Here is a 23,479-nt window from a genome sequence, read left to right as displayed (position 1 = left end):
CGTCAGTCCATCCAGGCCTGGTACGACATGACGTCTCCGGCCCTCACCCGGTACTCGGGCTGGTCCCGGGTGAACGTCTCCTCGATGCCGAGGACGCGTCCGTCGGCGGGGTCGAGGACGATCATGCGGCGCAGCCCGTCGGCGTCGTGGACGTAGGCCTGGCCGGGCCTGCCCAGCCGGTCGGTGACGGCGCCGGCCGGCCGCAGGCCCGGGGCGGCGGCGAGGAGCTCGTCGACGGCTGCCGTGCCGGAGAGGCCCGGGGTCCAGTCGTGGAGCAGCGAGGTCAGCGCGTCCAGCAGTGCCGGGGTGTCGGCGCAGGCGCAGCCGTACACCTGGGACAGGTACCCCCGCATTTCCTTCGCAGAGTCCGGGGGCTCGGTCCCGGACCGGCCGTACGGGGGGAGGGTGCCCGGCGGGTAGGCGGCGCGGTGCAGCACCGCGCCGTCGGCGACGGTGCGCGGGGCGCCGCCGGAGTCGCTGATCACCGGCTTCCCGGGGTGCCGCGGGTCGGTGGCGACGACCAGTTCGGTGCCTCCGCCGTCCGCGTTCCAGCGGGTGAGGTGCTCCTCGGGCAGGATCACGGGCGGGCGGGCGCCCGGGCCCGACTCCATGCCCATGCTCCACATCATCACGTGGCTCCCGCGGCGGGTGCCCGTGCCGCCGCCCCGTGCCGCCGCCTCGCGCGCCGCCCCGGCCACGTCGGCCAGCGGGACCCCCCGCGAACCGGCCAGCGGACGCAGCGCGACGGGGGCGGCGACCGCCGGGGTGGTGCCGGTCCCGGTCAGGACGAGGACCAGGACGGCCACCACGGCCACCACGGCCGCCGCGACCGCGGCCAGGCCCGTGACGAGGCCGCCCAGCCGGCGCGCGGTCCGGCGGGGCGCGGACGCGGCGGCCCCTTCGGACGCCGCTTCGGCGGCCAGCAGCCGCCGCAGGCCGAGTTCGGCCCGGGCGTCCAGCGGGCGGTCGCGCCAGCGCGGATCACCGGCCGGCACGGGATCGGCCCGGCGCAGCAGCTCCAGCTCCGGCTCGTCGGTCATGGCCCCTCCTGGGTCACGGTCATCCCCATGCGGTCGATCTGCTCGCGGAGTCTGCGGCGCGCCCGGTGCAGGCGCATGGCGGCCGCGGAGCGCCCGCAGCCGAGGGCCACCGCCAGCTCCCCGACGTCCAGCTCCTCCCAGGCGGTGAGCCGCAGCACCTCCTGGTCGGTCGCCGCGAGCCGGCCCAGCGCCTCGTGCACCCAGGAGCCGGGCGCGTCGGTGCCCGGGCTCGGGACCAGGTGCGTGCCGTGGGCCGTCTCGTGGTTCCCGATCCGGTCCAGCAGCCTGCGCCGCCGCCCCTGCCCGCGCACGCTGTTCGCCATGCAGTTGCGGGCGACGCCGTACAGCCAGGGCAGCGAGTACGAGGGGTGCTCGGCGCGGCGCCGCCAGGCGACGGCGAACACCTCCGCCACCACTTCCTCCACCTCGTCGTACGCCTGCCGCCCGGCCGTCCGCCGGGCGACGTAGCGGCTGACCGCCCAGTAGTGCTCGCGGTAGGCAGCGGCGAACGCCTGTGACTGCGTCTCGTCCGTGCTCATGACCGCTTGGTGTCCGCCATGGGACCGATCATCACACCCCGCCGATGTGATGTTCCCCGGGTGACGACGCGGCCGGGCCCGGACACCTACCGGGCATGAGTCTCACGTTCCCGCGACGCACGGCGTCCGCCGTGGCATGGCTGACCACGACCGACCACAAGGCCATCGGCACGCTCTACCTCGGTACGGCGTTCGCCTTCTTCTGCGGGGGCGGGGTGATGGCCCTGCTGATGCGCGCGGAACTCGCCCGTCCGGGGCTGCAGGTCATGTCGAACGAGCAGTTCAACCAGCTGTTCACGATGCACGGCACGATCATGCTGCTGATGTTCGCGACCCCGCTGTTCTCCGGTTTCGCGAACTGGATCATGCCGCTGCAGATCGGCGCGCCGGACGTCGCGTTCCCCCGGCTCAACATGCTCGCGTACTGGCTCTACCTGTTCGGCTCGCTGATCGCGGTGGGCGGTTTCCTCACCCCGCAGGGCGCGGCGGACTTCGGCTGGTTCGCCTACGCGCCGCTGTCGAGCGCGGTGCACTCACCGGGCGTGGGCGGCGACCTGTGGATCATGGGGCTGGCGCTGTCCGGCTTCGGGACCATCCTCGGCGCGGTCAACCTCATCACCACGGTCGTCTGCATGCGCGCCCCCGGTATGACGATGTTCCGGATGCCGATCTTCACCTGGAACGTCCTGCTCACCGGAGTGCTGGTGGTGATGGCCTTCCCGGTGCTGGCCGCGGCGCTCCTCGCGCTGGAGCTGGACCGGAAGTTCGGGGCGCACATCTTCGACCCGGCGAACGGCGGGGCGCTGCTGTGGCAGCACCTGTTCTGGTTCTTCGGCCACCCCGAGGTCTACATCATCGCGCTGCCCTTCTTCGGGATCGTCAGCGAGGTCATACCGGTCTTCTCGCGCAAGCCCATGTTCGGCTACACCGGCCTGATCGCGGCGACGATCTCCATCGCCGGGCTGTCGGCGACGGTCTGGGCGCACCACATGTACGTCACCGGTGGGGTGCTGCTGCCCTTCTTCTCCTTCATGACGCTGCTCATCGCGGTGCCGACCGGGGTGAAGGTCTTCAACTGGATCGGCACGATGTGGAAGGGCTCGCTGAGCTTCGAGACGCCGATGCTCTGGGCGACCGGCTTCCTCGTGACCTTCGTCTTCGGCGGCCTCACCGGGGTGATCATGGCGTCCGCGCCGCTGGACTTCCAGGTCTCCGACACCTACTTCGTGGTGGCGCACTTCCACTACGTCGTCTTCGGCACCGTCGTCTTCGCCATGTTCTCCGGGCTGCACTTCTGGTGGCCGAAGTTCACCGGCAAGATGCTCGACGAGCGCCTGGGCAAGATCACCTTCTGGACGCTGTTCACCGGCTTCCACGGCACCTTCCTCGTCCAGCACTGGCTGGGCACGCAGGGCATGCTGCGGCGCGTCCCCGACTACCTGGCGGCGGACGGCTTCACCACGCTCAACACCGTCTCGACGATCAGCTCCTTCCTGCTGGGCCTGTCGTTCCTGCCGTTCCTCTACAACGTGTGGAAGACGGCCAAGTACGGCGAGCCGGTCGGGACCGACGACCCCTGGGGCTGGGGCCGTTCCCTGGAGTGGGCGACGAGCTGCCCGCCGCCGCGGCACAACTTCCGCTCCCTGCCCCGCATCCGGTCCGAATCGCCCGCCTTCGACCTGCACCACGCCGCACCCATGGTGTCGGGAACGGTATCCAAGCTGCCGGATGCGCCACTCCCGGCGACCCCGGCCGACGCCTAGCGTCGGTGCCATGACCACGTACGAGGCCGCCACCGCCACCCGCTCGCGCACCCACACCTGGGAGCCGCGCCCCGAACCCACCCCCGAGCTCCTGGAGATGACCGGTCGCGAGGTCCTGCAGGGCGCGATCGACGGCCTCTTCCCCGAGGCCTCGATCATGAGCACCCTGGGCTTCCGTCTCGTCGGGGTCGGCGACGGGCGCGCGGTCTTCGAGGGCGACCCCGGGGACCACCTGCTCAACCCGATGGGCACGGTGCACGGCGGTTTCCTCGCCACCCTGCTGGACTCCGCTCTCGGCTCGGCCGTGATGAGCCGGCTCCCGGCCGGATCCGCGTACACCACCGTGCAGTTGGGGGTGCACCTGATCCGGCCGGTGCTCCCCGGCACATCCACGCTGCGCTGCGAGGGCGTGGCGCTCCACGTCGGACGGACGACGGCCACCGCCGAGGCGCGGGTGACCGGCACGGCCGACGGGAAGCTCTACGCCCACGGCACGACGACCTGCGCGGTGCTCCGGGCCGGCTGATCCCTCAGCCGGCCGCCCGCACCGCGCCCTCGCCGACCGCCAGGGCCAGCGCCATGATGCTGAGCTGCGGGTTCACCTCGGGGCAGCTGGGCAGCGCCGAGGCGTCGGCGATCAGAACCCCGTGGACACCGCGCAGCCGGCCCGTGGGGTCGGCGGGCGCCACCTGCGGGTCCGCGCCGAGCGCCACCGTCCCCGTGGGGTGGAAGGCCGACAGGTGCAGCTTCCGTGCCGTGACCCCCTCCAGGGCCGCCGCGAACTCCCGCCGGGTACGGGCCCGCGGGGCGGCGGGGACGCCGGTGAGGACCTCCTCGGCCCCGGCGGCGAAGAGCAGGTCGCCCATCGCGCGGACGGCGCGCAGCAGACGGCGGCCGTCGCGGGGGTCGAGGTCGTAGCGGAGCAGGGCGCCCTCGCGGCCGAGGACGCGTCCGCCGGGCCGGTCCGCGATCATCGCGCCGAGGGTGGCCAGTCGTCCGGAGTCCTCCAGTTCCGCGCGCAGTTCCCGGCCGACGCCCGGCAGCACGAACGAGCCCATGCCGGGCGGCGGCGCGGTCGCCTCGACGAGGATGCCGTCCTCGTGCAGCTCCTCCACGCCGACGCTCTGCAGCACCGCCGGCCCGCCGTCCGCGACCGGCTCGGCGAACCGCCCGGCGACGCTGGTCGCGGGGTGCACGGCCAGGTTGCGGCCGGTCCGCGGGTGCCCGCCGAGGCCGGAACGGCGCAGCAGCGGGGGAGTGCGCAGCGCGCCCGCGGCCACCACGACCAGCGGGGCGAGGATCTCCAGTTCGCTGCCGTCCGGGCGCCGTACCGCCACCCCGCAGGCGCGCGGGCCGCCGGGCCGGTCGGGCTCGGTCAGCACACGCCGCACATGGGCCCCGGTGACGATCCGGGCCCCGGCCGCGCACGCCTGCGGCAGCACGGACAGCTGGACGCTCTGCTTCGCCCCGGACGGGCAGCCCACCACGCACTGGCACGACCCCCGGCACCCGGGGGCGTTGCGCCGCAGGGGCGCGGCCCGCCAGCCGAGCCCGTCCGCGCCGAGCAGGGCGAGAGTGCCGTTGCGGCCCAGCACGTCGCGCGGCTGGCGGGCCACCCGCAGGGTGCGCTCCACCTCGTCCAGGTACGCGCCGAAGGCCACCGGGTCCGCGAGATCCCCGAGCCCGTACTCCTCGCGCCACCGGGCCAGCACCCGGTCCGGAGTGCGGTAGCAGGTACCGGAGTTGACGACCGTCGTGCCGCCGACGGCGCGCCCGGTCGGCACGACCATCGGGGGGCTGCCGAGCGCGACGGTGGCTCCGCCGTCGCGGTACAGCTCGGCGAACCGGTCGAGCGGGGCCCGCCGTCCGAACTCCGCCGTGGTGTGCCGCCGGCCCTCCTCCAGGACGACCACCCGCAGGCCCGCCCGCGCCAGGGTGCGTGCCGCCATCGCCCCGCCGGCGCCCGAGCCGACGACGACGGCGTCCGCGCGGGAGCGGTCCGGCCACTCGCCGGCGGGGACGCAGTCCAGCGGCGGGTCCTGCGGGGCCGGGGGCGCCGCGGCGCGGGGCGGCTCCGCCAGCAGCCGCTCGGTGCCCGCCGCCAGCAGCACCGGCACCTTCACCACGTCGAGCAGGGGCAGCAGCGCGGGCCGCGCGGCCAGCCCCGCCAGCACCCGTTCCCGCTCCCCCGGGCCCAGCCGGTCCAGCCGCCGGCCAGTGCGCGCCGCCGCGTAGGCGTCCACCGCGGCCGCCGCGGCGCGGAAGCCGTGCCGGGTCCGCGCGGGCATCGCCGCCAGGAGGCCGTCCAGCCGACGCGGCACCCCCGCGGGCCAGCCGCCGTCGCCCGCGTCGGCGAGCAGCGCGGCGACCAGGCCGCGGACGGCGGCGCTCACCGGTCGCCCACTTCGGCGTGGGCGGTGCCGGCGAGCGTCCACTGCGCCTCGGTGCGCCAGCCGCCGCGGCCCCGGCGCTCCAGCACCACATGGGCGTCGGCGGTCTCGCTGTTGCGGCACACGGCGGGGGAGCCGTCGGGGTCGGCGTAGTCGAGGGCGAGGGTGCGCTCGGCCGGCTGGTCGACCCGTACGGCGATCCGCCGCCCGCCGGCGCGGCCCGTCACCGTCCAGCGCGGCAGGCCGATGTCGGCGGTGAAGCGGCCGAGGCCGGCGCGCCCCAGCGCCGGGCGCAGACCGCCGCGCGGCCAGTCGCGGCCGTCCTTGCGCAGCCGGAGGAAGACCAGCGGCGGCAGCCGGTCCAGGCCCGGGCGTGTGGAGACGGCGGCGACGACCTCCAGCACGTCCCCGTCGCCGAGGTCGGCGTGCAGCCAGGCCCAGCGCCGGGCGTTGCCGTGGCCGTAGATGCGGGCCGAGGCCCCCGGGGCGGCGCGCAGCGCGAGTTCGGACGTGCCGTGGCGGACGGTGCCCGTGTACCGGGCGCGGGGCGAGGGCACGATCTGCGCGGCGGGCAGCAGCGGGTGCCGCCACGACCAGCGCGGGAAGGTGTACAGCGGCCGCTCGCCGCCGGCGTCCTCGGTGAGGTCCCAGGAGAGCCCGCCCGCCGTGCCCCGCAGCCGGCCGGGCACGGCCTCGACCCCGTCCGCAGTGAAGCCCCCGGCGCCCTTCGCCGGACCCCAGGGCAGCGGGCCGAAGCGGGCGTGCTCCACGGGGCCCTTGCCCTGCGGAGGGAAGACGGCGGCCCAGCCGTGGGCGAAGGCGGGGGAGCCGTCGGCGGGGGCGACGAGTTCGTGGTGGAGCCACAGCCCGGTGCCCGTCGCCGGGTCGGTGGCCGTGGTGTACCAGACCTCGGTGCGGCCCGCGGTGCCGTCCCAGCGTGGTGCCCACTGCGCCCGGGGGTCGTCCCGGCGCGGGAAGCGGAAGCTCGCCAGGAAGGGCGCGAGCGAGGTCGCCGTGCGGAAGCGCAGGGTGCCCGTGCCGGCCGGCTCCGGGCCGTCCCCGGCGGTGAGGGTGAAGGGCAGCGTGGTCATCGAGGCCAGCGGCCGCCGCGGGGTGACGGACTTCCAGCCCTCCAGCAGGCAGCGCTCACCGTCGAGTTCGCACTCCAGCCGGTAGTGGATGCGCCGCCGGGCCAGCGGGGAGACCTCCAGCGTGCCGGTGACGGCGGTGTCGGCGCGGCCCGCGACACGCAGCCGTCCGGTGACGAGGGCCGCGGTCGTGCGGTGCGGCAGCAGCAGGTCCTCGCTGCGCGCCGTCAGCTCCAGCCGCACCGGCCGCTCCCGGTCCTCCCCGCGCAGCCGTACGGTGCCCGTCATGGTCTCGGCGAAGACCGTCCCCCGTGCCGCGCTCACCGGGACTTCAGCCCCTCGCGCATGATCTCCTCGGTCGCCGCCAGGTACGCCTCCGCCGCCGCGCGGGCGGCCGCGCCGTCGCCCTCCTCCACCGCGGCGACCACCGGCGCCAGCCGCCCGTACGCCTCCTCCGCGTCCTGGAAGGGGCCCGCGAGGTGCCGGCGCATCGGCAGGTAGGCGTTGAAGAGGGTGTTCGTGAGGAGCACGTAGACACGGTTGCCGGTGGCGCGGGCCAGGGCCCGGTGCACCTCGGCGTCCGCGAGCTGCACCGCGTCCGGGTCCCCGGCCGTGCGCACCGCCTCCACCAGCTCCCGCAGCCGGGTCCGCGCGGCGCCGCCCGCCCGGTTCGCCGCGGCGCCGGCGATCAGGGCGCCCACCCCGCGCCGCACCTCGAAGATCTCGGAGAGCCAGCGGGCGTCGTGCCGGACGAGCATGGGCAGCAGGTCGGCGCCGCCGAGGCGCTCGTAGTCCCGCACCCGGGTCCCGACGCCGTGCCGGGTCTCCAGCAGTCCGGCCTGCACCAGCCGCCCGAAGGCGTGCTTGAGGGTGGTGCGGGTGACGCCGTACCCCTCGGCCAGCGTGCGTTCGGGCGGCAGCAGGCTTCCCGCGGGGCGGCGGCCGGTGAGGATCTCCTCGCGGATGCGGTCCTCCAGGACGTCCACGATCGACGTGCGCGGCAGCGCTTCCATCACACCTCCATGGTTCAGTGGATGAGCCACTCAACCAATGAGCCGACGCACCGTCAAGACCCGCCCCCGCTGCGGCCGTCACCCGCCCGGCCGCGCGGCACCCGCCGTCCGGTCGCCGCACCGCGGCGGTCGGCTTACGTTCGCGATGGCGTGCCCTCGCCCAGCCCGGCCCCGCCCGATCCCGCCCCGTCCCCACGGCCGAAGGACACTGACATGACGCACCCGTGCGCCCGTCCGCCCAGGTTCCGCAGCACCGTGCGGAGGGCCCTCGCGACGGCCCTCGCCGCCGCCGCGCTCCCCACGGCGCTGGCGTGCGGCGGGCCCGCGGACACCACCCGCGCCCCCGAGGGCTCCCGGACGGCGACGTCCGCGCCGGCCTCGCCGGTGGCGCGGGCCGAGGAGCCGGGCCGCACGGCGGGCCCGTCCTCCGCCTCCCCCGCGTCCGCCTCCCCCGCGCAGGCCTCGCCCAGCGGCTCGCCCGCCGGCGGGGACTTCCCGGCGCTCTCCGGCGAGGTCGTCGGGAAGCTCGACGGCGCGCTCGAGGACACCCTGAAGAAGACCGGAGTGCCCGGCGTGAGCGTCGGGTTGTGGGCCGAGGGCAAGGGCTCCTACGTACGCGCCCTCGGCGTGGCCGACCGGAAGTCGAAGGCGCGGATGTCGCCCGACCTCTACATGCGGATCGGCAGCGAGACCAAGACCTTCACCGTGACGGCGCTGCTGACCCTGGTCGACCAGAAGAAGGCCGGGCTCGACGACCCCGTCTCCCGGTACGTGGACGGCGTGCCCGGCGGCGACGGCATCACCCTGCGGCAGCTCGCCGAGATGCGCAGCGGCCTCTACAACTACACCGACGACCCGAACTTCCAGAAGGCCCTCAAGGCCGACCCCGACAGGGAGTTCGTCCCCGCCGAACTCCTCGCCTACGCCTTCCAGCACCCCTCGCCGTCCGGTCCCGGCTCCCGCTTCCAGTACTCCAACACCAACACCGTCCTGCTGGGCCTGGTGATCGAGAAGGCGAGCGGTCTGCCCTTCGGCGACTACCTGCAGCGCAACGTGCTCGATCCGGCCAAGCTCAAGCACACCGTCCTGCCCGCGGGGCGCGCCTTCCCGAACCCGCACGCCCACGGCTACACCCGCCAGACCAAGGACGGGAAGGAGGCCGACGCCACGGACTGGAACCCCTCCTGGGCGTGGGCGGCCGGCGCCATGATCTCCGACCAGCAGGACCTGCAGGCCTGGGCCCGCATCGTGGCCGACGGCACCCTGCTCGGCAAGGCGACCCAGGCGCAGCGCACGACCTTCCGCCCCACCTCGTACCCGGGGATCGGCTACGGCCTCGGCCTCTTCGACAACCACGGCTGGATCGGGCACAACGGCTCGCTGCCCGGCTACCAGAGCACCGCGGTGTACCTGCCCGGAGCCAAGGCGACCATGGTCGTACTGCTCAACACCGACACCGCCGTGGGCGGCAGCGAGCCCAGCAGCCTCTTCGCCGAGGCGATCACCAAGATCGTCACCCCGGCCCACGTCTACGCGTTCCCGCCCACCAACGGCACCGGCACCAGCCCGAGCAGCAGCTGAGCGCCCGCCGCCCCGGCGGCGTGGAGGGGCTCAGCCCACCGCGAACGGCGGCCTGCGGTCCCGCCACGGGACGGCCTGCTCCAGCTGCGCGGCCACGGCCAGCAGCAGGTCCTCGCGGCCCTGGGCGGCGACCAGCTGCACCCCGACCGGCAGCCCCTCGCGGCTCTGGCCGAGCGGCAGGCTGACCGCCGGATGGCCCGAGACGTTGAAGGCCGCCGTGAACGGCCCGTACGCGAACAGCTCGCGCAGCCACGAGCGCACCGTGTGGCGGGGGTCGTCGTGGCCGAGGGTGCCGTGCGGCGCGGGGAGCGCGCCCAGCGTCGACGTGACGAGCAGGTCGTACCCGGCGAAGAAGCGCCCCGCCGCGCGGGTCACCCGGTGCTGGGCGTCGATCGCCGCCATCAGCCCGAGCGCCGTGCACGCCTCGGTCTCGGCGAGCACCGCCCGCGACACCGCCTCCAGCAGCGAGCGGTCCATGCGCGGCGCCGCCCGCAGCAGCGCGCCGCCACTGGCGAACGCGCCCAGCGCGGTGGCCTCCACGAGGTCCTCCGCGTCCAGGCGCGGCGCGTCCTCGGTGACGTGGTGCCCGATCCACTCCAGCACCTTGCCCGCGTCGACGGTGACCGAGGCGACCTGCGCGTCCACGGGTGTGCCCGTCCACGCGGCGGTGGTCACGGCGATCCGCAGCCGCCCCGGGTCGGTGCGCACCGCCCGCGCGTACGGCACCGGGGGCGCCGGGAGGGGGTACTTGTCGCCGTACGAGGGCCCGCCCACGGCGTCGAGCAGCGCTGCGGCGTCCCGTACCGTCCTGGTCACGGCGAACTCCACCTGGAGCCCGAACGCCGCCTCGCCCGCGAGCGGCCCGCACGGGGTGCGCCCCCGGCTCGGCTTGAGCCCGACCAGCCCGCAGCAGGACGCCGGGATGCGGATCGAACCGCCCGCGTCGTTGGCGTGCGCCAGTGGCACCGCCCCCGCGGCGACCAGCGCGGCCGAGCCACCGCTCGAACCGCCCACCCCGCGCGCCGGGTCCCAGGGGTTGCGCGTCGGCCCGTACCGGACCGGCTCCGTGGCGAAGCTCAGCCCGAACTCCGGCGCGGTGCTCTGGCCGAGCGCCACCAAGCCGGCCTCCCGGAACCGGGCCATCAGATCGTGGTCCGCGTCCGCCACGGCACCCCGCAGCGCGCGGCTGCCCAGGGTGAAGGGCACCCCCCGCACGAACGGCCCGCCGTCCTTGACCACGAAGGGCACCCCGCCGAACGGCCCGTCCGCGCGGTACGCGGGAGCGGGGTCGAACAGCGGCAGCGTCAGCGCGTTGAGCTCGGCCCCCGCCGCCTCCAGCGCCCTGCGGGCGACGGCCTCCACCTCGCCCGCGCTCACCTCCCGGGACCGGATCAGCTCCCGCAGCGCGGTCGCGTCCCGCTCCGCGTACTCGTGCAGCTCCAGCGTTCCGCCCTCCCGCGCCGCCCCGTTGACCCTTTGACCTGCTTTCGCGGTCGCCGCGGCCAGCGTGGCACGCGCCGCAGGGCCGCTACCACGGGGTTTTCGCGGGTGGGGCGCGGGCGTCAGACCACCTTGCGGCGGACCAGCGCGCCCAGGACCAGCGCGCCGGGAACGAGGGGGAGCCAGACCGTCACGATGCGGTAGCCGAGCACGGCCGAGGTGGCCGCGGCGAGCGAGGCGCCCGTGGCGACGAGGGCCACCACGAGGGCCGCGTCGACGGAGCCGACGCCACCGGGGGTGGGCAGCGCCGCCGCCGCGACGCTGGCCACCAGGTAGGCGAGGGCGACATGGGCGAACGGCACCGGGACGCCCAGGGACATCGTGACCGCGACGAGGCCGGCCGCCTGCAGGGCGGGGAAGGCGAGCGAGCCGCCCCACAGCGCGAGGGCCCTCGACGGCCGGGCGTGCAGCGTCCGCGCGTCGGTGAACGCCGTGGCCAGGAAGGTACGCACCACCTGCCGCAGCCGCGGCACGGCGACCAGTACGACCGTCGCGACCGCGCAGACCCCGGCCGCCGCCCCCGCCGTCGGGCCGACCGGTACGGAGACGCCGTTCGGCAGCAGCCCGTCGAGCCGCAGCGCGTGCGGGAACACGACGAGCAGCACCGCCAGCAGCGTCCCGCGGCCGACGCACTCGGCCAGGAAGTACAGCGCGATGGCCGCCGCCGACCGGGCGGGCGGCAGCCCGCACGCCCGCATGAAGCGCAGGTTGACCGCGCTCGCCCCGATGCCGGCGGGCAGCAGGTGGTTCGCGGCGCCCGCGGCGAACTGCGTCGCCAGCAGCCGTCCCGCCGGCAGCCGTTCCAGGACCGTGCCCTGCCGCATGAACGACACCGCCACCCAGGCCAGTCCGGTCGCCGCGACGGCGGCCAGCAGCCAGCCCCGGTTGGCGTCCAGCAATCCGCGGCCCCCGTCGGCGATCAGCTGCCAGTGCCGGGCCACCCACCACCCGACCAGCGCGATCGGGGCCAGGCAGGCGATCCGGCGCAGGGTCGCGCCGCTCAGGAGGTGTGGAGTCGTCGTGGTGGTGATGCCCATGGTCCGGTCGCCCCCGCGCGTCGTGCGCCTGTCCGCAGGTGTTGTCGCCCCTTCATGCCCTGTCCGCGCGACCTGCGGGTGTCCTGCGGCTGACGTCCGGCCCGTCCCCGGATGGCGGAACGGCTTCATGGGCCGCCGCCCTCGGTGCCGGGGCCCGCCGCCGGATGCCGAGGGGCGGTCAACGCCGGGACTCCGCGGGGGGTTTGTGCACCGCCTTCCCGGGCAGGCGATCCCCGTGCTTCGGAACGGAGGCACGCACGCGCGGGGCGCCCCGCCAGGGCCCCCGGAGCGCGGAGCGTGTCCTTCCGTACGGCACGCCCTGCGCGGCGCGGCGCCCGGACCCCGCAGGAAGGCGCAGGACGACCATGGCCGCCCGAAAGCCCCGCACCAGGCATCCGCATCCGTACCCGCCGCCGCACCCGCCCCCGGGTGCCCGTACGCGTCCGCACGACGACGCCCCGGACACCGCCGAGGCCCTGCGGCGGATCGCGGCCCTCCCGGAAGGGCCGGAGAAGGAGGCCCTGCGCGAGCAGGTCGTCATCGCCTGGATCCCGATGTCCGAACGCTCGCGCGGCGCTTCCTGCACCGCGGGGAGTCCACCGAGGACCTCCGGCAGGTCGCCGCGCTCGGCCTGGTGAAGGCCGTGCGGCGCTACGACCCCGCACGCGGCAGCGCCTTCGAGAGCTTCGCCGTCCCCACGATCGTGGGTGAGGTCAAACGCCACTTCCGCGACCACATGTGGGGCGTGCACGTCCCCCGCAGGGTCCAGGAACTGCGCAGCCGGGTCCGCACCGTGCGCCACGAACTCCTCGGGACGCGGGGCCGCACCCCCACCGTCGCCGAGATCGCCGCGCACGCGCGGATGAGCGAGAAGGAGGTGCTGGCCGCCATGGAGGCCATCGACAGCTTCGCCCCCGCCTCCCTGGACTCCGCCACCCCCGGCGCGGAGGGCCGCACCTTCCTCGACACCCTGGGGTCGGAGGACCCCTGCCTCGACTTCGTCGTGGACCGTGTGGCCGTCGCACCGCGGCTGCGCGAACTTCCCCCACGCGAACGGCAGATCCTCTACCTGCGGTTCTTCCGGGACATGACGCAGACCCAGATAGCCGATCAGCTGGGCCTGTCCCAGATGCACGTCTCCCGGCTGATCACCCGCACCTGCCGCCGGCTTCGCGAGGAGGTCGAGGCGGCCGAGCGGACCGGGGACGCCGGGCCCGCAGCAGGGCGCGGTGGACGTCCGCCGGCAGCGGCCGGCCCGCCGCGCTCGCCACGAGCGCGGCCGCGACGTCACGGAGTTTGACGTTGCCGTACTGGGAGGCCCGGACGAGGACCGCCCAGGCCGCGTCCCCGGGGCAGGGCGTCAGCGCCATCACCATGCCGACGGCCTGGTCGATGACCGACCGGCTGCCCAGCGCGCGACGCAACTGCTCGTTCTCCGCGCGCAGCCGTCCCACCTCGCTGTCCGCGTCGTCCTCGGGACCGGCCGGCAGGGGGACCATCGTCAGCACCTCCTGACGTCCGGGTGCCCCGAATGCACGTTCCCATACGGGTACCGGAGGTGACGGCCCGGCGGTCCGGACTCAGCCGCGCAGCGCGATCCCGGACGAGGGAGTGACGAGGATGCCCATGTTGCGCTCCGTCATCCGCAGCGCGGCGTCCGCGAGGTCCCGGTGGATGTGCGCCACGGCGTCGGGGCGACGACGGTGGGCACGTGGCGGATGTGCGCGTCGAGCGCGGAGTGGAGCACACACTGCTCGGTGACCTGCCCGCACAGCACCAGGCGGCCCACCCCCAACTGCCCCAGCAGGTACTCCAGCGGGGTCTGGAAGAAGATCGAGTGCCGGGCCTTCACGACGAACAGCGAATCCGCGTCGGGGCGTACCGGCTCCACCAGGTCGGCCTGCGGGCCGTCGAGGGCGATGTCGAGGATCTCGTCGTGGTGCGAGCGCCGGCGGCCGAAGTCGTCGTTGACGTAGACGACGTCCACGCCCTCCTCCCGGGCCCGGGAGATCAGCCGCCGCGATCATGTCGACGACCACGAGCGCGGTGGCGTCGCCGGTGCCGTGCATGCCTGGACGTCCTCGGGTGGGGGAGGGGGCGCCGGGCAGCGTACGCCCGCGCCGGGCACGGTGCCCAGGTCAGGCGGGCGGCCGGTCCCCTCGGCGGGCGGCGCGCGGGGCCCGTTGGGCCGCACGGGCGGCACGCCGCGGCACGCGCGGCGTCGCGGACCCGGAGGCCGCGGCCCGGCTGGTAGCTTCGCCAGCCTCGCGGGTCCGACCAGTGCCGTGCCCCGCGCGCCATTCTTCTCGGGGACGGAGACCTGGGTGACGGAAGCGGTGGAAGACCAGGACAACGGGCACGGGACCGCCGTGACCCCGCCGGCGGCCCTCGACCGCCGGGGCTTCGTCAAGTCGGCCGCGCTGGCCGCCGTCAGCCCCGCCGTCCTCGGCACCGCCGCCCAGGCGGCCCCGCTCGCACCGTCGTTGCAGGCGGCCGCCGCCGCGGCCGCGACCGCCGCGGCACCCGGGGCGGTCCCCGGCGTCGCGGCGGCCGCCGTCCACGGCCTGGTCGCCCGTCTGCTGGCCGTTCCCGCGCCGTCCCGCGGCGCCGACTGGCTGCGGCAGGCCCTGCAGGTGGCGGTGGAGCTGGAACTCGCCACCATCCCGCCGTACCTGTGCGCCTGGTGGTCGGTGCGGGACCGGTCCGACACGGTCGCCACCCTGATCCGCGGCATCGTCACCGACGAGATGTTCCACATGGGCCTGGCCTGCAACATGCTCGTCGCCGTGGGCGGACGGCCGCGGATCGCCGCCGTCAGCCCCGACTACCCCTGCCGCCTGCCCGGCGGCGTGCGCAGCGAGCTGACGGTCCACCTCTCCGGGCTGACCCGCGCGTACGTGCGGGACGTCCTCATGGCCATCGAGACCCCGGAGTCCCCGCTCCCCGAGCCGTCGGCGGGGCCGCCGACCATCGGCGACTTCTACAACGGGGTCGTCACCGCCTTCCTCGACAACCGCCCCGAACTCACCGTCCGCGGCCAGATCGGCCAGCGCATCGGCCCCGACGAACTGCTGCCGATGCGCACCCTGGACGACGTCGTCGCCGCCGTGGAGATCATCAAGGAGCAGGGCGAGGGCACCTCGGACTCCCCCGAGGCGCCGACCGGCGAGGCCACCGGGGGCCACCGCGACGTGGCCCACTACTACGCCTTCGCCGAGATCTACCACGGCCGCACCCTGCAGGAGTCCGACGGCCTGTGGGAGTTCAGCGGCCCGCCCGTCCCCTTCCCGGACGTCCGCCCCATGGGCGTGGTCCCCAAGGGCGGCTGGCCCCACCCGCCCCGCGAGGCGGCGACCCTGCTGCGCCGCTTCGACACCGCCTACGGCGAGCTGCTGCGCGACCTGGAAGCCGCGTGGCAGACCGGTGACCACGGTGCGCTCAACCGGGCGATCAGGACGATGGAGCAGCTGGAGGAGCCCGCGCTCGCCCTCATGGAGATCCCGCTGGGCGACGGGCGCCACACCTACGGCCCCCAGTTCCGCCCCTCCGTCCCGGCGGCCGGGCAGCCGCCCGCCGCCGCGGGCGGCGGCACCCCTCCGGGACGCCGGCCGTAGCGGGCGCGCCCCCCACGCGGTCAGGGGCCGCCCGGCCGCCCGGATGCGGCGCCGCGGGGCCGTCCACCGCACAGGGGACGGCGGTGCCGTCCGCACCTTCTCGGCGCCAGGCGTGGGATCTTGTTGCGACGCGCGGGTGAGCCCGGCCTGTCATATGCCGGTTGCGCAGTCCGGCGGGGCACCCATACGGGGCCGCGGCGCCGTCGGGCGCCGCCCCGTCGCGGCCGTACCGGGCCGCCCGTACGAGGGAGTCCCCCGCCTCATGATCCGCCCGATAGCGCTCGCCGCCGCTGCCGTCCTGGCCGCGGGCGCCACCTTCATATCCGCCGTCCCCGGTTCCTCCGCCCCCCGCGTCGAACGGGTCCGGGCCGCCGATCTCGGGCCGGGTGGGCCCTGGTTCCGGCTCCAGGACCAGCCGGGGAACGGCGACCGCACCCCCGGCGTCCAGGAGGTCTCGCCCTTCGCGGACCCCGTCCGCTTCAACGGCAGCCTGCACCTGGCCGTCACCGGCGACCAGCAGTCCCAGGCGGCGCACCCCTTCACCGCGAGAATCCCGCTCGCCACCATCGCCGCCTCGGAGCTGTCGTACGACTCCTTCGTCACCACCGGCAGCGTCACCGGCACCGCGGCGAACCTCCAGCTCCCCATGATCTGCGCCGGCAGCTTCACCACGCTCAGCTTCCAGCCGCAGCTCGCCACCGACGGCCAGGGCCGACAGGGCGTCGTCCAGGGCGTCTGGCAGCACTTCGCCAACGCTCCCGCCTCGCTGTGGCGGACCTCGCGGCCGGCCGGGACGATCCCCGCGCAGGCCGACCGCACCCTCGCCGAGTACATCGCCGCCTGCACCGCCGCCGGCGACGGCGTCGACGGGGTCATCGCCAACGCGGGCCGGCTCGGCCAGCCCAACACGGGGCTCACACTCGACACGTACGTCGACAACCCGACCGTCGCCGGCACCACGTACGACTTCCTCGTCGACGGCCGCACCACGGCCCGCATCACCCTCGGCAACAGCACGCCGGGGCGGCCCTGCCACGCCGCCTCGGGGCAGATCGTCTTCACCGACCCGGCCGACGGTCCCGCGTACCGCTCCGTGGGCATCCGGCTGATCCTCACCCGCACCCGCGGCATCGACCCGGGCGACCTGACCGTCACCGCGGGCGGCACCCCCGTCGTCCTCACCCCCGGGCCCGGCGGCATCCTCGTCGGCACCTACACCCCGTCGCCCGCCGTCGACCTCGGTCCGGGCGGCACCTTCGGCGTCCCGGTCTCGGTGACCTTCCACAACGGTCCCTACACCGCCGACGACGCCGAACCCGCCGGCATCGCGGGCGGTCCGGGCGGTCAGGGCCACCGGGGCGGCACCCTGACGCTCACGGCCCATCTGCTCGCCCTCGGCTACGAGCCCCTGCAGTTCACCGGGGTCGCGGCCGTCACCACGCTCCGCGGCTGACGCCGCCGGCCGGGACCCGGGCCCCCGCGAGGGCCCGGGTCCCGGCCGCTACGCGTCCCGGAACTCGTGCACGACCTCGATCCGGCCCACGATGTGCCGGTTGAACTCCGGCAGTTCCTCCGCGGGCACCCACAGTTCGAGGATCGTCCGGCCGCCCGCCTGGCGCACCGGGTAGCGGGCGGCGAACCCGGCCTCGACCTCGAAGCGCGTCACGTAACCGGCACCGGAGGCGGGGACGTTCCAGTCGCGGGCGATGCGGATCGCGTAGTCCTCGTCGAGCACCGGGTAGAAGATCGGCTGCTCGGGCAGCCGCGGCGGCCACTCCCGCCACCCCGAGGCCTCGACCAGCGCCAGCTCCTCCGGCCCGGTGGGGCGCCACAGCGTCATCGTGTCCGTCATCGTCCTGCCCTCCCGCCCGGGTCGCCCGGATCGCCCGGTCCGGCCGTCCACCGTACGGGCCGCCGCCGTCCCGGCCCACCGGATTACGGCCCCGCATAGGATCGGAGGTACGGCGTCGCGTGCCGGTCACCGGCCGGGTGAGGCATGGAGGCGCCCGTGAGAATGCCTTACGGAGGCATCCCACCGTGTCAGTCGAGTTGAACCACACCATCGTCCACTCCCGGGACAACCGCGAATCCGCGGACTTCCTCGCGCACATCCTCGGCCTGCGGGCCGGCGAGGCCTGGGGCCCGTTCGTCCCCCTCCAGTTGAGCAACGGCGTCACGCTCGACTTCGCCACCGTCCCGGCGGAGGCGATCGTCATGCAGCACTACGCCTTCCTCGTCCCCGAGACCGCGTTCGACGGGATCCTGAGCAGGATCCAGGAGGCCGGCCTCACCTACTGGGCCGATCCGCACGGCAAGCGGCCCGGGGAGATCAACCACAACGACGGCGGCCGCGGCGTCTACTTCACGGACCCGGCGGGCCACGGCATGGAGGTCATCACCCGCCCCTACGGGAGCGGCGGCGGCACCACCGGCGAGAGCTGAGAGGGAGGCGGGGAGGGATTGCAAGATCCCTCCCCGCGCCCGATCTTGATGGAGCATCAGATTCGCCCTTACCCTGCCGACAGCGCGCCTCGCGCCCGTCGAGGGGAGTGGTCGTCATGGCCGAGAACCCGTCCGGTACGCCGTCCGACGACGAGATGCTCCAGGCCCTGGCCCGGCACCTGTCCGGGGACGGCGGCGCCGTCCGCCTCGACTCCTCCGCCGGTGCGGACCTCTCCTGGCACTCCGTCCTCGACTGCCGCATCCGCCGCACCACGGAGACCCGCAAGGAGAGCGCCAGGACCGAGAAGGGCCGCAAGGACCTCTCCGCGCTCCCCACCTACACCCACCTCGCCGACTACCGGCCCGGCGTGCCCGCGGAGCACGGCTCCCTGCACCGGATCGAGCTCGTGCGCGAGGGGTCCGTACGCCACAACACCTGTGAGTGCGGCAACGGCGAATGGGCCTGCAAGCGGTGCGAGGGCCGCGGCCGGCTCCCCTGCGATCCGACGACGGCCTGCCCCGACTGCCGGGGGCTGGAGCCCTGCGCCGAATGCGACGGCACCGGCAAACCGCGGCCGCGGGCCAAGGACCGCGACCGCGCCGCGGCGGCGACCGCGTCCCGCACCGTTCCCAAGCGCGTCCGCTGCGCCAAGTGCCGCCGCCCCGACGCCGCGTGCCCCACGTGTGCCGGGCGGGGCCGCACGCAGTGCTCGCAGTGCACGGGGACGGGACTCGTCGACTGCCCCAAGTGCACGGGCGGCGGCACCGTCGCGCACGACGCGTGCGGGGGGAGCGGGGTCGTCACCACCTGGGTCGGCGCCCTCATCGAGCAGCGCAGCCGCGAGGAACTCGTGCGCCGCCCCCTGAAACGGCCGCCGTTCCCGGTCCGCCGGCGCACCGCCCGCCTGGGCCGGTGGCGCAAGGCCGTACTGACCGGCGACGACGCCCTGCCCGGCGACCTCGACGCCACCCACGCCGAGGCGCTCGCCCCGCACCTCGTCCCCGCGGGCGAGGTCCACCGCAGGGTCGTGCTGCGTCACTTGCCCCTCGCCCGCATCACCGTCCCCACCGACCCCGAACGCGTCTTCTACGCCTTCCCCGGGAGCGACGGCATCGAGGTGCTCGGGCTGCCCTCCAGCCGCCGGGTCGTCCGCGGTCTGGCGATCGCGGCGGCCGCCCTGGCCGTGGTCGTGCTGCTGCTGAGCCTCCTGGGGTAGCCGGCCGCGCACGACGAGGGCCCCGGCCTCGTCGGAGGCCGGGGCCCTCGTGCCGCCCGTGGGCGGACGCGAAGCGTGTGGATCAGGCGGTCACCGGCTTGCCGCCGATCTGGCAGGCCTGGCAGGGCGGGCGGCCGCAGGTGCACTGGGTGATCGCCTCGAGTACACCGCGGTCGTGGTAGAGGCACTCGTCGCGGCAGGTGTGGCGGGGGATGAACCCGGCCTCGATCTCGCCGGGCCAGGGCTCGTGGCCCTCGCGGCAGCGGGCGAAGCGCTCCGGGTCGGTCGCGTGCAGTTCGTGCATCGCGGAGCGGGCCTCGTCCTCCATCTTCCGTACCCGGGTCACCAGGGCCTTGAGCTCGGCGGCCAGGCCCTCGAAGCGCTCGGTGCCGGTGCGTACGTGGGCGGCCCGCAGGGCCATCGCTGCGTTGCCCAGGAACCTGCCGGCGTCCTGGAGGTCGGTGACGTGGTGCATCTGAAGGCCGTTCACGCCACGGACCCATACGGCGTCCATGCTCACTTCTCCACCTCTCCGGCGTTCGCCCTGTTCCGCGCGAAGCGTTGTGTGCCGTCCGATGAGCGGGGCTCCATTGCCACTGCATTACGGAAAAGGCCGATGCATATGAACGCTAAATCCGCGAGTGGTGTCCGTCCAGGAAAAACCCAGTGAACCGCCTCACAGCGGGCATACCGCGCGCACCGTGCACCGCCGGTCCGGGACCTGTGGGCCTGTGTCCAGGACTTACGTCCCGGACCTACGTCCCTGCGGAGCCCGGGCCGACACGGGCCCGGGCAGGCGCTCGGCGGCGGCTCCGGCCGTCCCGGAAAGCCCGGAATGCGGTCGCGCCCGCGATGCGGTATAAGCGGCGACCGGCCCGGGACGGCAAGGGGAATTGAATGGGATCCGGAGTTTCCGGGAGCGCCGGAAAGGGAACCCGGGAACTCCCTTCCGTTATGCTCCGGACGCCTTCCGCCGACCTTGACAACTGTCTTGCGGAGGCGTCTCCTTGATATAGGGATTGTTCCCCCGGCGTGCGCTCGACGGGGTGTGTCGCAGACGTCGAGGTTGACCTGGGTGCGCCGATGACCGGAGGCAACTTCATGGCGACCTATGAATACCTTTGCAGCGACTGCGGGCCTTTCGACGTCAGGCTGGCGATAGGTTCCGCACCCGCGACGCACGACTGCCCCGCCTGCGCGGGCGAGGCCCGGCGGGTGTTCTCCTCGCCCTCCCTCGCCGTCACGCCGCACGGGCTCGCCGTCTCCCGCGAACGGGAGGAGAAGTCCCGTGAGATGCCGGACGTGGTGTCCGCCCCGCCGCCGCGCGAGCGGCCGGCGCCGCGGCCCCATCCGGCGCTGTCCCGGCTGCCCAGGCCCTAGCGCGAGGGCGGTGATCGGCTGGTCGGAGCTGTTCAGGGGGGCCAGTGCCGGAGCGCGGACGCCGCTCCCGCCGAAGCGGGAACCGGTGGCGCGCCGGCGGCAATCCGTCCCCACGCGGACTTAGGAGGTGCGTCCCCGTGGCGAACGTGGGACTGCTCTTCGTCGGTGCGGTGCTGTTCATGAACGGCCTGCTGCTGCTTCAGAAGGTCGACCCCAAGTCGGCGGCGGTGTTCAACCTCTTCGTGGGTGCGCTGCAGGTGCTGACCCCGACGTACCTCATCTTCACGGCGGGCAACGACCAGGACAAGATCCTGGCGGCGTCCGGGCTTTACCTCTTCGGATTCACCTACCTCTACGTGGGTATCGTCCTCCTCGCGGACATCGACAATATCTGCGTCGGCTGGTACTCCCTGTTCGTGGCGATTGTCGCCCTCGGGTACTCGTTCGTGAATTTCCATCTGTTCAAGGACTACCCGTTCGGCGTCATCTGGCTGTACTGGGCGTTCCTGTGGGGTCTGTTCTTCCTCGTGCTCGGTCTCGGAAAAACGGAGCTCAGCACCTATGTCGGCTGGGTGACGGCGATCGAGGGCTGGGTCACCGGCGTGATCCCCGCGGCGCTGCTGCTGTCCGGCTACTGGAAGCACACCACGGAGATCGCCATAGCCCTGGGTGTCTTCGGCGTGGTCGTGTTCGCGGCGTTGTGGCCGCTCACCAGGAAATCGCGGGAGCAGGCGCGGGCCACCGCGTCGTCCGGGTCGCCGGGTTAGGCGCCGTGCGGCCGGCCCGGCAGGGGCCGGCCGGTGCGCCGGAGGCGCGGGACCACCGTCCTGACCGGATCAGAAAAGAGAGGCTGTCATGCCCGAAGTAGTTTTCAGCGTGGACCAGACCAAGTCGATGCGCGATCAGGACACCCCAGGACACAACAGGTGGCACCCTGACATACCCGTCGCCGCCATGGTGAAGCCCGGAGCCGAGTTCCGGATGGAGTGCCGGGACTGGACCGACTGCCAGGTCGGCAACAACGACTCCGCCAACGACGTCCGCGACATCGACCTCACCATCCCCCACATGCTCAGCGGCCCGATCGGCGTGGAGGGCGCGGAGCCCGGCGACCTGCTGGTCGTCGACATCCTCGACCTCGGCCCCGTACCCCAGCAGGCCGGGGACGCCGCCGGCCAGGGCTGGGGCTACACCGGCATCTTCGCCAAGGCCAACGGCGGAGGCTTCCTGACCGACTACTTCCCCGACGCCTACAAGGCGGTCTGGGACTTCCACGGCCAGCAGGCGGTCTCCCGGCACCTGCCCGGGATCCGCTTCACCGGCATCACCCACCCGGGACTGTTCGGGACCGCCCCCTCCGCCGAGCTGCTGGGCCGGTGGAACGCGCGCGAGAAGGCGCTCATCGAGACGGACCCCGAGCGCGTCCCGCCGCTGGCCGTCCCGCCGGACCCCTCCCACGCGCTCGCCGGCACGGCCACCGGGGACCTCGCCACGCGTATCGCCGCGGAGGGCGCCCGCACGGTGCCGGCCCGTGAGAACGGGGGCAACCACGACATCAAGAACTTCACGCGCGGCTCCCGGGTCTTCTACCCGGTGCTCGTGAAGGACGCCAAGCTCTCCGGCGGCGACCTGCACTTCAGCCAGGGCGACGGGGAGATCACCTTCTGCGGCGCCATCGAGATGGGCGGGTTCATCGACTTCCACGTCGACCTGATCAAGGGCGGTATGGAGAAGTACGGCATCTCGACCAACCCGGTGTTCATGCCCGGCAACGTCGAACCGCGCTACTCGGACTTCCTCACCTTCATCGGGATCTCCGTCGACCACGACACCGACACCAACTACTACCTCGACGCGACGCTCGCCTACCGCCGCGCGTGCCTCAACGCCGTCGAGTACTTCAAGAAGTTCGGCTACAGCGGCGAGCAGGCCTACCTGCTGCTCGGTTCGTCCCCCATCGAGGGGCGCATCAGCGGCATCGTCGACATCCCCAACGCGTGCTGCTCCCTGTACGTGCCGACCGCCATGTTCGACTTCGACGTGCGGCCGTCGGCCGCCGGACCGACGCGGGCGGACCGCGGCCGGGCCGCGCTGACCTCCTGAACGACGCGCGCACCCGGGTCCCGGCCTTCCCTCGGGCCGGGACCCGTCCGCGGCCGCACCGCGCGGGGTCAGGCGCGGTAGAGCGACTGGAGCCTGACCACCTCGCCGTTCAGGTCGAAACTGACGTCATAGCCCTGCCACTCGCGTTCCGGGGCGGGCAGGGCCCACCACCGGGTGATGAACTGCGCCTGCGAGTAGGTGTGGGGGGCGGATTCGTCGCCCAGCGGGACCGACAGCAGGACCCGGCCCTCCGGGGCCATGCGCACCGTCGTGTACGGGCCCTTGCCGGGGATGATCTCCCACCCCTCGATCGGTCCCGTGAGGGCTTCCCTGCGGGCGGAGCGCACCGAGAGGTACGTGCGCCCGTCCTTGATCCACGCGTTCTCGACCTGCACGAACTGCTTGCCGCCCGCCCAGCGCGCGGGGGCCTTCGCCGACGGCGCGCCCGACGGTGCGTCCGACGGCGCGCCCGACGGGCCGTCCGATGCCGGGGCCTGGGCGGAGTAGGAGGAAGAGGGCGCGCCGGAGGGCTGCGCCGGGGGCGGCGCCGAGGACGAGGCGGGGGCCGAAGCCGTGGCCGGTGCGGGGGAGGAGGCGGCCGCGTCGGCACGGCCGGTGTCCGCGTCGTCCGCGCCCTTCCCGGAGCAGGCGCCGAGGGCGAGGACGGTGAGGGCGAGGGCGGTGAGCCGGGCGGCGGCGCGGTGGCGCGGGGAGGACGAGGCGAACACGGTGGGTCCCATCGGGTCGGGTGCGGGCGGCGTGCACAGGCTCT

The 23,479-nt window shown here is 74.5% G+C and carries 22 protein-coding genes and 2 pseudogenes; 12 read left to right on the top strand and 12 right to left on the bottom strand.

Features of this window, described 5'->3' with window-relative positions; genetic code table 11:
* Nucleotides 1-2 precede the first annotated feature (2 nt).
* Entirely contained in the window at nt 3-1,040 is a 1,038-nt protein-coding gene (locus CHF15_RS20710) for a CU044_5270 family protein (RefSeq protein ID WP_089225327.1), read from the bottom strand.
* On the bottom strand, nt 1,037-1,579 hold the full coding sequence (locus CHF15_RS20705; RefSeq protein WP_089225326.1) for a sigma-70 family RNA polymerase sigma factor: 543 nt from the start codon (nt 1,577-1,579) through the stop codon (nt 1,037-1,039). The genes CHF15_RS20710 and CHF15_RS20705 overlap by 4 nt, the downstream gene beginning before the upstream one ends.
* 95 nt (nt 1,580-1,674) lie before the next feature.
* Here CHF15_RS20705 and ctaD point away from each other — a divergent pair, with 95 nt between their 5' ends.
* Both ctaD and CHF15_RS20695 read left to right on the top strand, forming a co-directional pair.
* Complete coding sequence (ctaD, locus tag CHF15_RS20700; protein ID WP_089225325.1) at nt 1,675-3,342, top strand: aa3-type cytochrome oxidase subunit I; 1,668 nt, start codon at nt 1,675-1,677, stop codon at nt 3,340-3,342.
* A 10-nt stretch (nt 3,343-3,352) separates the two neighbouring features.
* A complete protein-coding gene (locus tag CHF15_RS20695; RefSeq protein ID WP_089225324.1) occupies nt 3,353-3,868 on the top strand; it encodes a PaaI family thioesterase in 516 nt (171 codons plus the stop codon).
* Nucleotides 3,869-3,872: 4 nt separating this feature from the next.
* Here CHF15_RS20695 and CHF15_RS20690 read toward each other — a convergent pair whose 3' ends face one another.
* Genes CHF15_RS20690 through CHF15_RS20680 form a run of 3 tightly spaced genes read right to left on the bottom strand, consistent with a single transcriptional unit; the run spans nt 3,873 to nt 7,833 of the window.
* On the bottom strand, nt 3,873-5,735 hold the full coding sequence (locus CHF15_RS20690; RefSeq protein WP_089225323.1) for a GMC family oxidoreductase: 1,863 nt from the start codon (nt 5,733-5,735) through the stop codon (nt 3,873-3,875).
* Complete coding sequence (locus CHF15_RS20685; protein ID WP_089225322.1) at nt 5,732-7,144, bottom strand: hypothetical protein; 1,413 nt, start codon at nt 7,142-7,144, stop codon at nt 5,732-5,734. The genes CHF15_RS20690 and CHF15_RS20685 overlap by 4 nt, the downstream gene beginning before the upstream one ends.
* Nucleotides 7,141-7,833 carry a FadR/GntR family transcriptional regulator gene (locus CHF15_RS20680; protein WP_089225321.1) on the bottom strand — a complete coding sequence of 231 codons (693 nt, stop codon included), beginning with the start codon at nt 7,831-7,833 and terminating at the stop codon, nt 7,141-7,143. The genes CHF15_RS20685 and CHF15_RS20680 overlap by 4 nt, the downstream gene beginning before the upstream one ends.
* Nucleotides 7,834-8,046: 213 nt before the next feature.
* On the opposite strand from CHF15_RS20680, the gene CHF15_RS20675 reads away from it, so the two are divergent.
* Nucleotides 8,047-9,414, top strand: coding sequence for a serine hydrolase domain-containing protein (locus CHF15_RS20675; protein WP_089225320.1), 1,368 nt, complete (start codon nt 8,047-8,049; stop codon nt 9,412-9,414).
* A 30-nt stretch (nt 9,415-9,444) separates the two neighbouring features.
* Here the strand turns inward: CHF15_RS20675 and CHF15_RS20670 are convergent, their stop codons facing one another.
* Both CHF15_RS20670 and CHF15_RS20665 read right to left on the bottom strand, forming a co-directional pair.
* Complete coding sequence (locus CHF15_RS20670) at nt 9,445-10,791, bottom strand: amidase (RefSeq protein ID WP_245938937.1); 1,347 nt, start codon at nt 10,789-10,791, stop codon at nt 9,445-9,447.
* Between the two features lie 185 nt (nt 10,792-10,976).
* Nucleotides 10,977-11,951: a lysylphosphatidylglycerol synthase transmembrane domain-containing protein gene (locus tag CHF15_RS20665; protein WP_179279888.1), complete on the bottom strand. Its 975-nt coding sequence runs from the start codon at nt 11,949-11,951 to the stop codon at nt 10,977-10,979.
* 365 nt (nt 11,952-12,316) lie between these two features.
* On the opposite strand from CHF15_RS20665, the pseudogene CHF15_RS20660 reads away from it, so the two are divergent.
* Nucleotides 12,317-13,134, top strand: a pseudogene (locus CHF15_RS20660) (SigB/SigF/SigG family RNA polymerase sigma factor); the annotation flags it as partial.
* On the opposite strand, the gene CHF15_RS45765 reads toward CHF15_RS20660, so the two are convergent.
* On the bottom strand, nt 13,100-13,321 hold the full coding sequence (locus CHF15_RS45765) for a hypothetical protein (RefSeq protein WP_245938947.1): 222 nt from the start codon (nt 13,319-13,321) through the stop codon (nt 13,100-13,102). The pseudogene CHF15_RS20660 and the gene CHF15_RS45765 sit on opposite strands and share 35 nt — an antisense overlap.
* On the opposite strand from CHF15_RS45765, the gene CHF15_RS45760 reads away from it, so the two are divergent.
* A complete protein-coding gene (locus tag CHF15_RS45760; RefSeq protein WP_245938948.1) occupies nt 13,254-13,466 on the top strand; it encodes a hypothetical protein in 213 nt (70 codons plus the stop codon). The genes CHF15_RS45765 and CHF15_RS45760 overlap by 68 nt on opposite strands.
* Before the next feature lie 65 nt (nt 13,467-13,531).
* Here CHF15_RS45760 and CHF15_RS20650 read toward each other — a convergent pair.
* Nucleotides 13,532-13,965, bottom strand: a pseudogene (locus tag CHF15_RS20650) (cysteine hydrolase family protein); the annotation flags it as partial.
* A gap of 310 nt (nt 13,966-14,275) precedes the next feature.
* On the opposite strand from CHF15_RS20650, the gene CHF15_RS20645 reads away from it, so the two are divergent.
* Together CHF15_RS20645 and CHF15_RS20640 are read left to right on the top strand one after the other, a co-directional pair.
* The gene (locus tag CHF15_RS20645; protein WP_265737400.1) at nt 14,276-15,565 is read left to right on the top strand and encodes a ferritin-like domain-containing protein; all 1,290 of its coding nucleotides are present in this window, start codon (nt 14,276-14,278) and stop codon (nt 15,563-15,565) included.
* A gap of 262 nt (nt 15,566-15,827) precedes the next feature.
* Nucleotides 15,828-17,018 (top strand): hypothetical protein, encoded by a 1,191-nt coding sequence (locus CHF15_RS20640; RefSeq protein WP_089225319.1) that lies wholly within the window; start codon nt 15,828-15,830, stop codon nt 17,016-17,018.
* Nucleotides 17,019-17,066: 48 nt separating this feature from the next.
* Here CHF15_RS20640 and CHF15_RS20635 read toward each other — a convergent pair whose 3' ends face one another.
* On the bottom strand, nt 17,067-17,417 hold the full coding sequence (locus tag CHF15_RS20635; RefSeq protein ID WP_089225318.1) for a hypothetical protein: 351 nt from the start codon (nt 17,415-17,417) through the stop codon (nt 17,067-17,069).
* A gap of 185 nt (nt 17,418-17,602) precedes the next feature.
* On the opposite strand from CHF15_RS20635, the gene CHF15_RS20630 reads away from it, so the two are divergent.
* Entirely contained in the window at nt 17,603-18,007 is a 405-nt protein-coding gene (locus tag CHF15_RS20630; RefSeq protein WP_089225317.1) for a VOC family protein, read from the top strand.
* A 116-nt stretch (nt 18,008-18,123) separates the two neighbouring features.
* A complete protein-coding gene (locus tag CHF15_RS20625; RefSeq protein WP_089225316.1) occupies nt 18,124-19,224 on the top strand; it encodes a hypothetical protein in 1,101 nt (366 codons plus the stop codon).
* 82 nt (nt 19,225-19,306) lie between these two features.
* Here CHF15_RS20625 and CHF15_RS20620 read toward each other — a convergent pair whose 3' ends face one another.
* Nucleotides 19,307-19,738 (bottom strand): hypothetical protein, encoded by a 432-nt coding sequence (locus CHF15_RS20620; RefSeq protein ID WP_089225452.1) that lies wholly within the window; start codon nt 19,736-19,738, stop codon nt 19,307-19,309.
* A 569-nt stretch (nt 19,739-20,307) separates the two neighbouring features.
* On the opposite strand from CHF15_RS20620, the gene CHF15_RS20615 reads away from it, so the two are divergent.
* From CHF15_RS20615 to fmdA, 3 genes are all read left to right on the top strand, one after another.
* On the top strand, nt 20,308-20,604 hold the full coding sequence (locus CHF15_RS20615) for an FmdB family zinc ribbon protein (protein WP_220093310.1): 297 nt from the start codon (nt 20,308-20,310) through the stop codon (nt 20,602-20,604).
* A gap of 137 nt (nt 20,605-20,741) precedes the next feature.
* The gene (locus tag CHF15_RS20610; protein WP_089225315.1) at nt 20,742-21,371 is read left to right on the top strand and encodes an AmiS/UreI family transporter; all 630 of its coding nucleotides are present in this window, start codon (nt 20,742-20,744) and stop codon (nt 21,369-21,371) included.
* Nucleotides 21,372-21,459: 88 nt separating this feature from the next.
* The gene (gene fmdA, locus CHF15_RS20605; protein ID WP_089225314.1) at nt 21,460-22,707 is read left to right on the top strand and encodes a formamidase; all 1,248 of its coding nucleotides are present in this window, start codon (nt 21,460-21,462) and stop codon (nt 22,705-22,707) included.
* Nucleotides 22,708-22,775: 68 nt separating this feature from the next.
* Here the strand turns inward: fmdA and CHF15_RS20600 are convergent, their stop codons facing one another.
* A complete protein-coding gene (locus CHF15_RS20600; RefSeq protein WP_089225313.1) occupies nt 22,776-23,447 on the bottom strand; it encodes a hypothetical protein in 672 nt (223 codons plus the stop codon).
* Between the last annotated feature and the right edge of the window lie 32 nt (nt 23,448-23,479).

Source organism: Actinacidiphila glaucinigra (genome assembly GCF_900188405.1).
Taxonomy (GTDB): domain Bacteria; phylum Actinomycetota; class Actinomycetes; order Streptomycetales; family Streptomycetaceae; genus Actinacidiphila; species Actinacidiphila glaucinigra.
This window is presented reverse-complemented; position numbering and strand designations above follow the sequence as displayed.

Excerpts from the sequence above, each read along its gene's own strand:
- CHF15_RS20710 (WP_089225327.1), bottom strand. The coding sequence starts at position 1,040 with ATGACCGACGAGCCGGAGCTGGAGCTGCTGCGCCGGGCCGATCCCGTG.
- CHF15_RS20705 (WP_089225326.1), bottom strand. The coding sequence starts at position 1,579 with ATGAGCACGGACGAGACGCAGTCACAGGCGTTCGCCGCTGCCTACCGC.
- ctaD (WP_089225325.1), top strand. The coding sequence starts at position 1,675 with ATGAGTCTCACGTTCCCGCGACGCACGGCGTCCGCCGTGGCATGGCTG.
- CHF15_RS20695 (WP_089225324.1), top strand. The coding sequence starts at position 3,353 with ATGACCACGTACGAGGCCGCCACCGCCACCCGCTCGCGCACCCACACC.
- CHF15_RS20680 (WP_089225321.1), bottom strand. The coding sequence starts at position 7,833 with ATGGAAGCGCTGCCGCGCACGTCGATCGTGGACGTCCTGGAGGACCGC.
- CHF15_RS20675 (WP_089225320.1), top strand. The coding sequence starts at position 8,047 with ATGACGCACCCGTGCGCCCGTCCGCCCAGGTTCCGCAGCACCGTGCGG.
- CHF15_RS20665 (WP_179279888.1), bottom strand. The coding sequence starts at position 11,951 with ATGGGCATCACCACCACGACGACTCCACACCTCCTGAGCGGCGCGACC.
- CHF15_RS45765 (WP_245938947.1), bottom strand. The coding sequence starts at position 13,321 with ATGGCGCTGACGCCCTGCCCCGGGGACGCGGCCTGGGCGGTCCTCGTC.
- CHF15_RS20640 (WP_089225319.1), top strand. The coding sequence starts at position 15,828 with ATGATCCGCCCGATAGCGCTCGCCGCCGCTGCCGTCCTGGCCGCGGGC.
- CHF15_RS20635 (WP_089225318.1), bottom strand. The coding sequence starts at position 17,417 with ATGACGGACACGATGACGCTGTGGCGCCCCACCGGGCCGGAGGAGCTG.
- CHF15_RS20625 (WP_089225316.1), top strand. The coding sequence starts at position 18,124 with ATGGCCGAGAACCCGTCCGGTACGCCGTCCGACGACGAGATGCTCCAG.
- CHF15_RS20620 (WP_089225452.1), bottom strand. The coding sequence starts at position 19,738 with ATGGACGCCGTATGGGTCCGTGGCGTGAACGGCCTTCAGATGCACCAC.
- CHF15_RS20615 (WP_220093310.1), top strand. The coding sequence starts at position 20,308 with ATGACCGGAGGCAACTTCATGGCGACCTATGAATACCTTTGCAGCGAC.
- fmdA (WP_089225314.1), top strand. The coding sequence starts at position 21,460 with ATGCCCGAAGTAGTTTTCAGCGTGGACCAGACCAAGTCGATGCGCGAT.
- CHF15_RS20600 (WP_089225313.1), bottom strand. The coding sequence starts at position 23,447 with ATGGGACCCACCGTGTTCGCCTCGTCCTCCCCGCGCCACCGCGCCGCC.